The 15,353-nt window shown below is 37.8% G+C and carries 12 protein-coding genes; 7 read left to right on the top strand and 5 right to left on the bottom strand.

Annotated elements, in window-relative coordinates:
* The first annotated feature begins 170 nt into the window (after positions 1–170).
* The 5 genes from NG809_RS17685 to NG809_RS17665 all read left to right on the top strand — a co-directional run bounded on the left by NG809_RS17685 (position 171) and on the right by NG809_RS17665 (position 4,817).
* Complete coding sequence (locus tag NG809_RS17685; RefSeq protein WP_262152659.1) at positions 171–734, top strand: Crp/Fnr family transcriptional regulator; 564 nt, start codon at positions 171–173, stop codon at positions 732–734.
* A 79-nt stretch (positions 735–813) separates the two neighbouring features.
* Positions 814–1,341 (top strand): GNAT family N-acetyltransferase, encoded by a 528-nt coding sequence (locus NG809_RS17680; protein WP_262152658.1) that lies wholly within the window; start codon positions 814–816, stop codon positions 1,339–1,341.
* A 1,008-nt stretch (positions 1,342–2,349) separates the two neighbouring features.
* A complete protein-coding gene (locus NG809_RS17675; RefSeq protein WP_262152657.1) occupies positions 2,350–2,913 on the top strand; it encodes a Crp/Fnr family transcriptional regulator in 564 nt (187 codons plus the stop codon).
* A 70-nt stretch (positions 2,914–2,983) separates the two neighbouring features.
* A complete protein-coding gene (locus tag NG809_RS17670) occupies positions 2,984–3,913 on the top strand; it encodes an alpha/beta fold hydrolase (RefSeq protein ID WP_262152656.1) in 930 nt (309 codons plus the stop codon).
* A 10-nt stretch (positions 3,914–3,923) separates the two neighbouring features.
* Positions 3,924–4,817, top strand: a complete 894-nt coding sequence (locus NG809_RS17665) for an NmrA family NAD(P)-binding protein (RefSeq protein ID WP_262152655.1) — start codon at positions 3,924–3,926, stop codon at positions 4,815–4,817.
* A 1,288-nt stretch (positions 4,818–6,105) separates the two neighbouring features.
* On the opposite strand, the gene NG809_RS17660 is transcribed toward NG809_RS17665, so the two are convergent.
* Entirely contained in the window at positions 6,106–6,270 is a 165-nt protein-coding gene (locus NG809_RS17660; RefSeq protein ID WP_262152654.1) for a hypothetical protein, read from the bottom strand.
* Between the two features lie 56 nt (positions 6,271–6,326).
* Positions 6,327–6,425: a hypothetical protein gene (locus NG809_RS18445; protein WP_396124951.1), complete on the bottom strand. Its 99-nt coding sequence runs from the start codon at positions 6,423–6,425 to the stop codon at positions 6,327–6,329.
* 704 nt (positions 6,426–7,129) lie between these two features.
* On the opposite strand from NG809_RS18445, the gene NG809_RS17655 reads away from it, so the two are divergent.
* Positions 7,130–8,587 (top strand): SdrD B-like domain-containing protein, encoded by a 1,458-nt coding sequence (locus NG809_RS17655; protein WP_262152653.1) that lies wholly within the window; start codon positions 7,130–7,132, stop codon positions 8,585–8,587.
* Between the two features lie 18 nt (positions 8,588–8,605).
* Positions 8,606–9,136, top strand: a complete 531-nt coding sequence (locus NG809_RS17650) for a hypothetical protein (protein WP_262152652.1) — start codon at positions 8,606–8,608, stop codon at positions 9,134–9,136.
* Positions 9,137–9,455: 319 nt separating this feature from the next.
* Here the strand turns inward: NG809_RS17650 and NG809_RS17645 are convergent, their stop codons facing one another.
* Genes NG809_RS17645 through NG809_RS17635 form a run of 3 tightly spaced genes read right to left on the bottom strand, consistent with a single transcriptional unit; the run spans position 9,456 to position 15,342 of the window.
* The gene (locus NG809_RS17645) at positions 9,456–10,784 is read right to left on the bottom strand and encodes an MFS transporter (RefSeq protein ID WP_262152651.1); all 1,329 of its coding nucleotides are present in this window, start codon (positions 10,782–10,784) and stop codon (positions 9,456–9,458) included.
* Positions 10,785–10,818: 34 nt separating this feature from the next.
* Positions 10,819–12,249, bottom strand: coding sequence for a SusD/RagB family nutrient-binding outer membrane lipoprotein (locus NG809_RS17640; protein ID WP_262152650.1), 1,431 nt, complete (start codon positions 12,247–12,249; stop codon positions 10,819–10,821).
* A gap of 9 nt (positions 12,250–12,258) precedes the next feature.
* Positions 12,259–15,342 carry a SusC/RagA family TonB-linked outer membrane protein gene (locus NG809_RS17635; protein WP_262152649.1) on the bottom strand — a complete coding sequence of 1,028 codons (3,084 nt, stop codon included), beginning with the start codon at positions 15,340–15,342 and terminating at the stop codon, positions 12,259–12,261.
* Positions 15,343–15,353 lie beyond the last annotated feature (11 nt).

Below are 15,353 nucleotides of genomic sequence, written 5' to 3'. Positions count from 1 at the left end.
TCCGCAGTGGCCACGGTATATATTTGCTGTAGAAAATGAGATATCTTTATATGATATCATAGCAATTAAAATATGATCAGCGTATTGGAGAATCATAATGTGTAGATTGCAAAGCATCAGAAATTTGTATATTTGAGTAGTTGCTAACCTACATCCACAAAATGATTGTAATGGATATCGAACAAATACTTGATAAGATCTATCCCCTGTCAGAATCTTCTAAGCAGATACTCAAAAGTCACATCACTGAACTAAAATTCCCTAAAAATTATGTGATCATCCAACAGGATAAAATTGAAAAAGATTTTTACTTTATCAAAAATGGGATCGCCAGAACATATATTCAGTATGATGGCGATGAAACTACATTTTCCTTCGGGAAAGAAGGAGAAACCATCATTTCTTTCAATAGTTATATTGCCGATGATGAAGGCTATGAGAGTGTTGAACTGCTGGAAGATTGTACACTTTACAAACTTAATACAAAAGACCTGCGAAAGTTATACATTGAAAACATAGAGATTGCCAATTGGGGTATTAGGTTTGCGGAAGATTTGCTTTTAAGAGCAGAAAGCAGATTGCTGGCAAGGCATTTCGGAAATGCTGCCGATCGATATGAATTGTTGTTAAAAAATTATCCCCTTTTATTACAGAGAGTTCAGCTGGGATATATTGCCTCTTATTTAGGGATCACACAGGTGAGCTTAAGCCGAATCAGAGCCTGCACAAAATAGTATTATTTTTTATCATTTGTTAAATTATTATTGATACAGTTTTGAGAATTTTGTCTTCAGATAAAAAATAACAGATAAAATGCGAGATATACAAATAAGAAAAGCAGAAAACAGAGATCTTATCAGCCTGCAAAAAATTGGTAAGCTTACATTTTCCGAAACCTTCTCTTCAGATAACCTGGAAGAAAATTTAAGATCATATCTTGAAAATGCATTCTCAACAGAGAAAGTAAAAAGCGAACTCTCAGATAAAAACTCTCAGTTTTATTTGGCAGAGCTTGACAAGAAGATCATAGGTTACTTAAAAGTGAACCTGGGAGATTCACAAACTGAAATTAAAAGTAAAAAATCACTGGAAATTGAAAGGATCTACGTAGTGAAAGAGTTTCACGGAAAGAACGCCGGACAAATACTTTACGAAAAAGCTATTGAAGTGGCCAAAGAAATGGAAGTAGATTTTGTATGGCTTGGCGTTTGGGAAAAAAACCTTAGAGCAATTCGCTTCTATGAAAAAAATGGATTTACAGCATTTGACAAACATGTATTCAAACTGGGAAATGAAGAACAGATTGACATTTTGATGAAACTGATGCTTCTGCGCAGTTAATTATCTTCAAGAAAGGTCGTCCATGGATTCAGTCATAACAGTAAAAATAAGTACTGACAAAACGTCAGGGCTTTTATATTTGGCTAACAGTTTTTGAGTAAAGAATCTCAATATTCTTTCTAATTTTTTACTAATAACGTACTCAGACCCAAATTCACTGATGAACGAAATAAAAACTATTAGCTTCATCATGATCCTACTGATAAGTTTTCCCACGCGTAAAGCTGCCTTCTGATAAAAACTAAAAACCTCATCAGACCGCATCGGTTAAAACCTGTAATAGATGTTGAATCTATTTTGAGTTCTGAAGCAGCAATCTAAACCGTCCCCAAAACAATATAGACTTTTCTATACGACTTGCTAACAATTCATAAAAGCAAATAAGCTAATGTGCACCCACAGATTAATAAAGATCAAATTTTAATGAATTGCATTTGCATCTTGTGAGGTTCTGACTTTTCTATGCAGATTACTGTTAAGCAGGAAATAGGAAAACTGCAATTAATTCCATGAAAACAATAAGAAAGAAAATTAATGAAAACTTGAACTGTTATTGTGGAGATTCTACGATCCGTGATCCCCGAAACGCCAAAAGATTTCTTTCCGAAGTGACCACGGAATATATTTGCTGTACAAAATCAGCCAGACTCATATGGAAGCATTGTATTTTAATGTGATCTGCATTTTGACAGATTCAACAAAGGGAACTTTTGACAGGTCTGTATTGAAAAAAAATTGTTTCGGCAGCTGTAAATGCAGGAGCGGCAGTCAGTGAGACTGATACTACAAAACCTTCAGTACAGCTGTCACATGGCATAGAAATATTGAATTATCTCTTATCCCGAAACTTCACCGATAATAAAATTTATATATAGAAATCGCAACTTCTTTTTTTGGTGGTATGTTGTATATTAGCTAAGCCTTTAATTGAGTCAGATTCATTGTTTGGATGTCCTTGAAATATATTAAAAGCAAAGTTTTAAAAAGAATAAAATATGTAACCTATTAATGGAAAGCTTCGAAAGATTTATAAAAAAGACGATTAGTATTGATGAAACCGAATTGAAAATTGTACTGTCGAGATGCAGAAAAAAGTCGGTTCCGAAAGGGAAACTAGTCTTGAAAAAAGGACAGATTGCCAATCAGTATTTTTTTATTATTTCCGGGGGTCTGCGTTTCTTTTATGAAGGCCTGACCAGTGAAAATACAACCTGGGTCGTTTTTAAAAATGAGTTTTTGACAGAAATATCGAGCCTCAATCCGCAAAAACCAACAAGGTTTAATATCATTGCTGTCGAAGATACAGAGCTGATTGTAATTGATAAAAAAGATATGGATTTCCTGTATGGTCATATTCCTGTATGGCATGAGTTCGGCAGGAAAATCTGGGAGGAAACGACTGTCAGAATGATAGATCAGATTTTGAATTTTCAAACACTTACTGCTGAAGAACGGTATCTGGAGTTCGTCAATACACCGGAGATTCTGCAAAAAATCCCTGTCAAACAATTGGCAGGCGTCTTAGGCATCACGCCCAATGCTTTGAGCCGAATACGAAAAAATATTAAATAAATGATTTACTACCAGATGGTAGTTTTGCCCGCAATAAGACCATTTATCTTTGTATCAAATTAAAATTGATATGAACGAAAATTCAAATGATATCTCTGATCAATATTCTGATACAGAATTGATCAAAAATCTTACGGGCTTTAAAAATAGATACATTACCGTCAACGGTATTAAACTACACTATGTTGAGGGAGGAACCGGTAAACCATTAATTTGTCTTCCAGGATGGCCACAGACCTGGTATTCATTTCAACCCGTTGCGATGCAATTGGCAAAAATATACCGCGTCATTATCATTGATCTGAGAGGAATGGGAACTTCGGAAAAACCCGAATCCGGATATGATAAAAAAACAATGGCGACAGATATTCATCAGCTTGTATTACAGTTAGGTATTGAGAAAGTTAGTTTGATGGGACATGATATTGGCGGAATGGTTGCGATGAGTTTTGCTTTTAATTTCCCTGAATCCACAGAAAAACTAGTCGTTCTGGATGGCTCACATCCAGGTGAAGGAATGTACCAAATGCCATTAATACCGTCTCCAGGAACTTTCAGTGAAAAAATGGATGGCAATATGCCTTATGCATGGTGGATGGGATTCAATCAGGTAAAGGGTTTGCCAGAGCAATTGCTGGAAGGCAGGTTTCATTTGCTGCAGGAATGGCTTTTTAATTATGTGATGATTGACGAAAACAAAATGACCGGACTTGAAAGAGCGGTGTATGCGGCAGCTTATAATGACAAAGAAAGCATACGGGCATCCAACGCGTGGTATCAGGCTTTTCAGCAGGATATTGAGGATTCCAGACATTATCAGCAATTAACGATGCCAGTTTTAGGAATTGGAAGTTACATCAGTTATAATTATATGAATTACGGATTGCCTTTTGTTGCTGCCAACCTTCAGGTCATCGGGATTCTTGACAGCGGACATTATTTATTTGAAGAAAAACCACAGGAAGTGCTTGATATCGTATTACCATTTTTAGCATCGTAAAAAAAAATTTATGGAAAAAACAATTTTAGTTGCAGGCGCAACGGGCAATTTAGGAAACAGAATTTGCAGAGAATTAGTAAAACGCGGCGCTACAGTCAAAGCAATCGTGCGGGATTCAACTGATACAGATAAAATAGAAATACTTAAAGAATTGGGTGCTGAAGTTTCGATCATTGATTTAAATGATGTGAATGCCATAGCTGCAGAATGCGCCGATGCCGACTGTGTCATTTCCGCAGTCGCAGGACTGGGAGATGTCATTATTGATCTGCAAAAAAGGATTTTAGACGGAGCAATTAAAGCTGGTGTACCAAGATTTATCCCTTCTGATTTCTGTACTGATTACAATAACTTACCTGAAGGCGAAAACAGAAATTTCGATTTAAGAAGAACTTTTAAAAAATATATTGATCAATCCCCTATCCGGGCTTCATCAGTTTTTAATGGTTGTTTTGCCGACATTTTGAAATACAATACGCCTATTCTGAATTTGAAAGATAAAAGTATTGGATACTGGGGAGATAAAGCGGATTGGAAATTGGATTTCACAACAATGGATAACACAGCATCCTTCACGGCAGAAATTGCATTGGATGATTCTGCTCCCCGAGACCTGCAGATTGCAGGTTTCCAGATCAGCCCAAATATGATTTTTGATGATGTGAAAGAAATTACCGGACAGGAATTCAAATTACATCAGATCGCAACTTTAGAGGATTTTGCAGAATATATCAGGAAACAAAGAGCAGATAATCCTGCGGGAGAAAATGAATTGTACGCAAAATTTCAACAAGGTCAATATATGTATTCGATGTTTTCGACACAACATAATAATTTGGAAAATAACCGTTACAAAGGAATTTCGTGGACTATAGGTATTGATTATATAAAAACGTTTTTATAATAAGAATCTGACACTACTACTGATTTGCCAGCTATCAAGAGTCTGCATAACCGGCAAATTATTTAGTCACTTTCTTATGTGTTGCACCACTTTTTCCAACTTCCACCGAATTGTAATTAAAATGAAGATGGAACCCAGCGAATCGGTATTAAACCGGATTTTCTTAAAAAGTTTGCTTAAGTTTTTCCTTTGTTAGATTGAGCTTGCTCATGATGTTCCAGTCGATATGTTCGGGGAGATAATTCTAGGATTAGTAATAAGGTGGTTCAACTCTATCAGAAAATCAACGGAAACTCCAAAATAACGATTCACACTTTTGCCTTGACAGAAGAAATGATGGAAAAAAACCTATTTATTTGCCTGCCTGTTTAATCTCTTTAGTGAAAATCCTTATGAAGACAGCTTAAATCACCTTATAGATCCTGAATATGATCATCCGAAACAGATAAAGAGCTGGAAGAAACAATTTGATAAGTGGAATACAAAATTTGAAAATTTGCAAAATGTAGATTTTTCAGACTATCCGCTGCTCACAGATCAAGTACTTGCATGCTGTCAGCGGATTTTTTCAGTATATAATTCCTCTATACAATTTGTCCATTAGCCAATAAATTATATTATCAGTGCTGGCAAAAATCATAGTCTGCCACTATTATCAATTCAAAAAACTTTATAAATTTATAATATGATTACACGGGAAGAATATTTGAAAGCTTTGGAAACTGTACAGAGTTACAGGGATCAGATAAAGACTGAAAAAAAAAAGCTGCAGCACTAGCCGATTCTAAATTCCTTTCTGAGTTTGATATTCCGTTAAAGTTTAAGAAACTGTTCAGGGAATATTATATCTATGCTGAGAAAGTACAGGATCACCAGGGTCTGAAATGGGATGCGTGTTTTGAGTTGCTTACGGTTGCAGATTTAAAGCGGAAACCATACCGAATCGATGATTTAAGCAAGGTCAAAGGTACAGGACAGAAAACAATGGATGAGCTAAAAATACTTTACAAAAAATTAGGTATAATTTGATTGATAAAAATTTATGTCTTAAGAAGGGTTCTTTATAATTGTCTTGTAGTCATATTTCATTTTATGAAATTACATTTCTGATTGTAAACATATAGTCCGACATTTTAATGAAAACCATTCGGTACTAAGCATGGTGTTAAGAGTAATAAATAACAACAAGTAAACTAATATAATTTCCATATTGCTCTTCACCAAATTATCTGGATGGCTGGTTATAATGAGATTCCTCGATGCAATTCCGTTTTTCCGCACCATCCTTTCAATTTTCCTGCAATAAACTGAGGGCAGTTGTCAACACGAATTTTTCGGGTTTTCCACGCCATTCAACCAATTGTTCCAACTGTGGAACCTCTTTTGCAGAAGCAAGGCTGGTGTCACTCGTAATGTCCAGGATTTCCCGGTTAAAATCACCAATGATATTCATTTTGTAATAAAATACGGAAGTGTTTATGGTAAAAAGTCTATACGCATTCCGAGTGCTTATCCCGTATCGTAGAATTTAGGTTGGCTGACGCCGTGCTCACGGCAAATCTCATTAACTGTTCTTCCTTGATTTTGTTCAGCTAGATTCTTAATAATCTGAACTTCTGTAATTTACTGTTTTTATTGTCTTCCAAATCTAAAAACTATATTTTTAAATGATACGGTTTGTGGGGAAGATTACAATGACGCTTAAAGTTTAATTTCATCTTTCACCTGGAAAATTAAAAGAACTTACATTTCCCATAACAATGAACTAAAAACAACATCAAGTACCACATTATAGCATTGGAAACCATGTGGTATGCATCTTTTATCAGTGAAATAATTATGTTAAAAAAAAGAATTGTACTGAAAATCTGCTGTTAATACACTACTTTTGCCACTTCCTTTAAGGAAAACACACATACACATAAAAAAAAAAAAAAAAAAAAATGGTTACTAATAAAGTTACTACTATACTCTGTGCCACTAAGTACGGAGTTATCAAAACAGCTGATAATTCACCATCAGCTTCTACTTTCAGAGTGAACTTAAAATCTCACACCAGGATCTTCTATTGTCCTACCTGAAATTCAGTTACTTATATTCACGCATCTGCTAAAAAAACATTTTCATTCTTTATCACCCATCATACTTAAGACTGTCCTGATATCACAGATAGAGACATATCTCCTCTATCGTGTGATCTGCTGACTGAGCATGATGAATGATTTATGAATTTCTGAACTTTACAACTAAAAACTTAAGCGAAAACAATTCCGGTCTGCATGATATGCTGATCTAATCTCTTACATACTTATATGAAAGCATCATACATTCGCTTATTATTATCATTAATGCCCCTTACTGCTTTTGCCCAATCTGTTCCATCGAAGATTTATACAGATTTTAACGGGTATTGGGAAAGCAACACCAATAATCAATTAATTCCGAACAACAGCCATAATTTACTGGCTTTCAAAATTGGAAATACAGTATATTCCACAGGTGTGAACAACAATTTGCTGACTTCAAAGGGAATCGTCTTTACAGCTGGAAACTATGCTGCATTACCTATAACGTCGAACCCTGCACCCGGAGGCAGTACATTTATCGGTGTCGGAAGAGCTTTTGGAGGTGACGGAGACGTCAGCCCTATACCGGTATCTCAACCTCTTTCACAATACTTAACCGACGGAAATAACGGTTTGGATATTGGAACCGCCATTTTTAATTTTCCTTCAAGTGCAGAGATAAATTATCAGATCCAGGACATTAACGTTTCATCCATCGGTGACGGAATTCCTGATCTTCTCATCACACAGATGGGCCAGATAAGCAATGTTCAGGACCGCTATTCGTTCAGAAACAGCGCCGGAGCCGTTGTTGGAACTGAATTCAGTGTGGATTTGTCAACGGTCACAAGTCTCGGATTATTCAGGTGGAAATTTTACAATGCAAGTGCTTCACCGATTACCTACAATACTACCGTTGGACCTAATGACAGCAACAACACCAGAGACGTAAGGATACTGGCTCTTGACTGGTCTGATCTGGGAATTACAGCTTCAAATGCAAGTCAGGTTTCAAAATTCACACAGATATTTTCTGGTCAGAGTGACCTCTCTTTTACTGCTTACAACAAAAATTCGATCAGTCTTCGTATGCCGGTCAGCGGCACTGTTTTTAAAGATAATAACGGTGGAGTTCCAAATGGTCTACCCTTCTCCAATGTTACGCTCAGTTTAAAGAACAGCAACGGAAACACTGTAGCCACAACAGTGAGCGACTCTAATGGCTTTTACTCTTTTCAGAATGTACTGGGAGGAAATTACACCGTTACTTTAAGCATTCCGTCAGGATATGAGATTGTAGGGAACAGCGAGGGAACGTTGTCTAACAGCGTAAACGTGCAAATATCAGATTCTCCGGTTCAGAATAAAAATTTCGGACTCTACAGACTGCCTTGTGTGAAACCTGGCTTGAGTGGTACACCAACAGGTTTTGCAAAAATGGGAATATTAACAAAGCGGGCAATATCTGTTGACAAATGGCCAACCAATGTTCCGAACGGTCACTTGGTTTTGGATTCAGATTCCAAAGGTCTGGTTATTACTCACATGACTACAGCTCAGAGAAACGCCCTTTCTGCAGTTGAAGGAATGATAATCTACAATACAGATTTGAAGTGCGTGCAGATGTTCAGAGGAAGCAGTCCCGGAGTTGATAAATCACGTGTCGGATGGAACTGTATCGTGAGGGGATGTAATGAAGAATAAATTTTAAATAGAAAAATTATGAAAAAGATATTATACACTACGCAGTTAATTCTGATCACACTTGCATCACATAGCTTACATGCACAAATAGGGATAGGAACAACAACACTTTCCAACAGCAGTGTACTTCTTGAATTTGGAAGTGAACCGAAAGGAATAATTCTGCCACAGGTTAACACTTCTGCCCTGGCTGCAGGAGGTACATTTATATTCGATGCTACAGATAAATCTGTGAAGGTCAAGGAAGAAAAAAATAATACCATTGACAACTGGACCAATTTAACTCAAAACAGTGTTCAGGGAAAACTACACAGTTTCTCAAATGCAGGCGGAGATTTTTCGGGAAATAATGGTATGATAATTGGAAAGGATTCGAGCTTAAAGTCCGGTGTGTTGGTTCTTGAATCAACGACAAGGGCATTAGTACTTCCCAAAGTAAGCAACCCTCAGGCTTCTTTGAAGGGTTCTATTGCAGGGACAATGGTTTATGATACAGATTCCGGAATGCTCGCTGTATACGACGGAAGTACGTGGAGCTATTGGAAATAATATAAATCATTGAGATAGGCTTGACCGATTACCTGCACATGTCAGATTAATGTATTTGGGTGGCTGGTCGACTTATTGAGTGAAATAAAGTTTATAATAGATAAGCTTTAGTTTTTAGTTGGTAGCTGCGTCTTTTCGGCGCAGCTTTTTTTGATAAAACCCTGCAGGAAAAATTAATGATAAACTTTTGAAACATCTTCTATCTCGAAAAACTGTTGTTCCTCTACAGAATCCCAAACTGTAATTCAATCCACTCAATATCAATTATTTAATCTCAGATCGTCAAATCTTGCTCAGTAGTAATAAAGCTTTATATAACTTATCCTGTTTTCAACAGTTCTTTTTCCGAATGCTTTTTCTCCAGATCATTAATTTTTCCAATTTGCTGATCGATGTTTAGAATTTTAAGAATAAACCATGCTACAGCAAGAAATCCGACAAAAAACAGAAAGGAAATTTCCCAGCTGAAATTATCCTTGATTGGTCCTATCAGAGCGGCACCGGCAATAGATCCTGTTGCTCCAAAAGTCATATACAAAGTAAATTGGCTCGCTGAAACATTTCTGGAGCAGCATTGCATGGCAATAGCAAATACTCCGATCTTTGCAAACGCGTTGAAAAGCCTGTATGTAATAATAAAGCCATCCATAAACATTGTATTGCTCCATAAGGTCTTGATAAAGATAAGTGTGAGAGTAAGACCCGCAATGACTCCAAAGTAAATATTAATCATTGTCTTTTTTCCAAACTTTTCAATAAGAAAACCACCCAAAACGATTCCACCGACACCTCCGATAATATCTGCTGTAGCAAATATCTGACTGTAGTTGACATTCGTCCATCCAGTATTTTTCACGGTAAAAATGGGAAGTAGATGTTCAAAGAAATTGTACGCACCCTGAGTAATAAATACAAGAAGAACCACTAATATGGAGTTTCGTAAACTGAATACCTCAAACAAGGCTTTTAAAATGACCGGCCAGCTGGATATCTGCATTTCAGCAGATGCAGGAGATGACTTCCCGTAGGTAAAAGGCAGGATTTTTTCGCCTTGTTTTTCCCTTAATAACAAGGGCACAAAAGTGAGAATAATTACCAATACACAAATTAATAGCATGGCAATTTTGAAGCTATATTGATTTAAAGCCCAACTTCCTAAAACCAGCGCCAAAGAACTTCCAAGCATTCGTGATCCCTGCATATATCCGTTTGCCCTGGCCTGCTGATCATCAGGAATTACATCAACCGCCATTGCATCTCCTGCTGCATCCTGAATGGCGCCACATGATGAGAGTATAAATGCTGCAATATTCAGTGTCTGTAAATTATTCAGCGGATCGGGCACGAATGCAATACCGATCAAACTTAGGATCAGTCCCAAATGACTTAACAAAACCCAAGGTCTTTTTCTTCCCATAGGCAAATAAGTATATCGATCCATCAAAGGTGCAACAACAAATTTAAAAGTCCATGGTAAGGAACATGCCACGGCAAATGAACCGATCTCACTCACACTTTTCCCTTCTGTAGCCAGCCAAGCCGGAATGCCGATAAAAATCATACCCTGTGGCAAACCTTCAACAAAATAAAGAACAATGAAATTAAAATATCTCAAGAAAGCACTTGTAGACAATGCAGGTATATTCATAAAATTAATCTTCTAATAAATAAGGCAAATTTTCCTAATTGAAAATAGCTGTTTTCACAAATTGGTTAGGTGCCGGTTTTGGTGTATTGATATTGGTGTTGATTTCAGTCTCAGGATAAATGAAACGTTGTGGCTTTTGATTTCCGACAGAAAGAGGAATGGGCAATTCCACAACCGGTAAAGCTTTAGACAGACGTCTGTAATCATTAAAAGACTCATACTGCATCAGAAAGACAATATACCGCTGACTGATAATTTCGTACAAAAGTGCTGTTTGGGAGGATGCGAAATTTTTGGGATTCGCCAAACCTGCGGGGCTAAAATCAGAAGGGGTATAATTTTCGTAAAGCCTTCCTGCCGCAGGAAAAATCTTTCCGTTAAAGTATCCTGAGTTCAGCGATGCCCTCACAGAATTTAATGCGCTGATTGATTCAGTTTCATTTCCAATTCTTGCAGAAGCTTCTGCTAAAATCAGTTGGTTTTCGTAGAAAGTGATAATCGGATGTGGAGCATCAATCGTGAAAGCGCCGTCAGCAGTATTCGGGTCTAAGTTTCCGGCGCCTGTTATACCCTGTTTAGCAAAATGCTTTAACAAAGCAGTTTCATTGGTCTTCGTATTAACCGAATTAATTCTGGAGTTCATCAGAACAGGTAAGTATGAGCCGTTAAAGGCAACATCTCCGACAAATTTCACATTGAAAAAATCGTAATTCTGATTGGTATCAATTCCCTGACTTTTGCCATGTGGTACCAATGCATCGCCCGCAGTATCGGATATTCCCTGTTTTGCGGCTGTCACTGCCTCCTGATATTTTCCTGTATGAAGATATAATCTTGCTTTCAAGGTATATGCTGCCCTTCTCCATTTACTTACATCGCCTTTATAAATAAAATCCTGACTGCCAAATGCATTTCCTGCAGTGGAAGACAAATTCAGAATAGCATCATCAAGTGTATTCTGTAAACGTTGATATACCTCAAGCTGAGGGTCATAGACAGGATTTGGGAAATTTTTAATATCAAATGCCTGACTGTATGGAACATCGCCGTAAAGTGAAGTTGCTTTTGTGATGAGCAAGGCTTCAATCACCTGACCTACTCCTTTAATTTTCCTGTCTCCTAGTTCATCCGCTTTTTGTTGGATTAATCTTGCCTGTCCGGCAACAGGATAAAGGTTTCGCCAGCTAAAATTGGTTGATGATACGATATACTGTCCATAACCGAAATGTGCTCTCGCAATACCGCTCACTTCACGCGACCACATGGAAGCAATTCTGACATCAGTATCTTCGTGCAATGCACACATTCCTAAAAGTGTTCCTGATAGCAATGTTCTTACATTGACGTCTGTTGGGGCATTAGGATTGTTTTGAATATCGGTCTCATCAAAAAGGTGGCTGCATCCGGTGGTGAGAAGTCCGGCCAATAGTAAAGAAAATAAGTTTATTTTAATAATATTTTTCATAGTGGATATTTAGTAATTAATAAGAATTGAGGCCAGCAGAGATTTTGTATTGGGGTTTGTAAACCAGTCCTGTCCGCGGGAAAGTCCTGCCCCTGATACATTGGACTCCGGATCAATACCAGTATATTTTGTCCATAATATTAAATTTCTGCCTGTTACACTAAAATTGATACTTGATAATTTCAGTTTCTTTTTAAGCTTGTCGCTTTTCAGTGTGTAATTGAATGTAATTTCACGCAGTCGTGTTGCACTTCCATCTTCCACGAATTGTTTATAGGATGCTGTAGTGGATGCTGTACCTCTTCCACGGTACCAGGCCTGATTAAGAGCAACCGGACCAGCTCCGAAATCGTAAATCTGTCCCTGATAAGAAGTGCCAGCTGCTAGAAGATTACCATTCACATCGCGTAATCCGCCGGCAGGAACAATGACAGTATTTCCCTGATCACCGTGAGTACCAAAAGCATAGAGTGAACCTCTCGTTCCGTTAAAAACATCGTTTCCCTGAACCCGGTCAAACAATACATAAAGACTAAAATCTTTGTAAGAAAATGTACTTCCCAATCCTGCACGCCAGTCAGCATTAGGATCACCGATAACTTCTGTAGAAGTTCCAGGCTGAGGAAAACCGTTGGCATCGAGGATGTAATTTCCCGCACCGTCCTTTAGAAAGTCGGTTGATAAAAACACTCCAAAAGGTTGCCCAGGGATCAGCGATGAATTCTGAATAAAACTATCCGACAGAACCTGCGCAGTAACACCGGACAGTGATACCACTTTATTCTTATTCGTCGAAAAATTTCCGGAAATATTCCACCGGAAATTTCCCAGTCTTAAAATATCTCCATTCACATCAAGCTCCAATCCTTTATTCTCCAAAACAGCTGCATTGCTGTTTTTAAGTGCATATCCGGTAGATGCCGGTACATTTAGCTGTAAAATAACATCTTTTGTTTTGTTATAGTAAGCTGTTGCGGAAAAGCTGAAACGGTTTTGAAAAAAGCGCAAATCTGTTCCAACCTCATATTCAGTTTTGATTTCCGGTCTCAGAAACTGATTCCCCTCTCTCAGGTTTCGAACGTAGCCTCCACTGTACAGACTACTCACAGAAGAGACTCCGTTAGTGAAAGGATCGCTGAAATTGGCAGGGTTGAAAACCGTGAAATTCTGGTAGGGTTGAGGCTGAATTCCAACTTGTCCCCAGGTCATTCTTAATTTCCCGAAGCTGAAAATGCTTCGATCCTTCAAAAAATCAAGATTGCTGAATTGCCACGCTAGTGCTGCAGAAGGAAAGAAAAAACTGTTACTTGTTTCGGTTCCAAAAGTGGAAGCACTTTCACTTCTTCCAGTTAAAGTTAAAAAAAGCATATTATATGCTTCCACATCGATCTGGCTATAAAATGCATAAGTTCTAAGTAAGGAATAATTGTTATTTGCTTTCAAATTGGAATTAAGAGCATTATCCAAAATATCAGGCCCATCAGCAATAATCAGATTGGTTATTGTATTGAGGACAGATTCATTTCTGCGACTGTTGTAGTTAAATCCAAAGAGATATGAACTTTTAATATTTTCACTAACAGTATGTTTGGCAATAACAAAAAGATCTGTATTAAACTGTTTTTCAGCAATAGAACCTATTGATAAGTAGCCATCTGCAAAGTTGGCCGAATTTTTCGCAAATCTTTCCACTCTTTTATCAGTAAAATTATCTATACCTACCCGAGCAGTTGCACTCAGCCATTTCAGAGGGGTAATATCGATCTGCATCGTACCTAAAATACGGTCAACCTTACTTGTATTTTTGTTATTAACGATATTCCAGAAAGGATTTGCGTATGTAGTTTTCTTGTCAATGCCCAAAGGGTTTCGGTAAGAAACATGAGCATTAGGAAAAATCTGACCTGTAGGATCAGTATAAGTCCCTTCATACCGGGCATTGTCGAAATCAGGTGACGTTCTCAAACTGCTGAGCAAAAGTCCATCTACGTTGTCACCCTCCTGAACTCTGGAAGATGAACTTTTGATATAATTAACGTTGGCACTCGCCTTAAACCAATCATTAAATTTTTGCGACGCATTCAGGCGGGCGGTCTGACGGTCGTAATCGCTGAAAGATTTAATGACTCCTTCCTGATTTAAATTAGAAAAGCCAAGAAGAAAATTTGACTTTTCGTTGCCACCATCGACCGTTAAATTGTTTTCAATAAAGTGCCCTGTTCTAAAGGCATCCTTACTGTGATCAAAAACTTCCCGTGAATTCTTACCACCATTTTTTCTGTCTGCAGTTCCCGGCGCAATTGCATAACGTACCGTACCATCGGCAAAAGTTACGTATCCCTGGTATAGCGGATTTGAAGGATCTGTAATATAAAAATCTGATCCCCCGGGACGTGCGGCTATCAAATCTCCGAAACTCAATCTGTCTCCCTGAATATAAAGCCCGTTAGAACCCTGCCCGTAAGTTGTCTGCAGAGGGTGCATCTTATTAACTCTGTCAAAAGAAACAGTAGATTTTAACGAAATATTGATCTTACCTGATGTATTCTTCCCTTTTTTCGTGGTAATAATAATTACACCATTTGCGGCTCTGGTGCCCCACAAAGCCGCTGCCGAAGCTCCTTTTAAAACTTCTACGCGTTCAATATCATTTGGGTTAAGATCGTTAATTCTTGATTGTTGCACAATCCCATTGCTCAGGGACGAGCCTGTTTTATCACTTGAATTGCTAACCGGCATCCCATCAATAATAAACAGCGGCTGGGCATTTCCATTGATGGTATTCTGACCTCTGATCTGAATGTACGCTCCGGCACCCGGGTCACCACCATTTCTTGTGATCAAAACACCGGACGCCTTGGCACTAAGCCCCGTCAAAATACCGGTTTCACCAGACTGCGCAACTGCAGGGCCTTTAACGGTGCTGGCGGACGAGGCAAACTTATCGCGTTCACCTTTTAGTCCGAGGGCGGTAATAACGACTTCATCAATATTTGAAGTTGAAATCGTATCTGACACTGTTGTCTGCTGCGCAAAAAAATGGCTGCTTGATAAAATAAAAAAAATTGGTGCAATGAGTAAATTTTTTCTCATATAAGATATAA

Origin of the sequence: Chryseobacterium foetidum (genome assembly GCF_025457425.1) — a bacterium.
GTDB classification, from domain to species: Bacteria; Bacteroidota; Bacteroidia; order Flavobacteriales; family Weeksellaceae; genus Chryseobacterium; species Chryseobacterium foetidum.
Note: the sequence above shows the minus strand (reverse complement) of the source record. Positions and strands in the feature narration are given on the sequence as shown.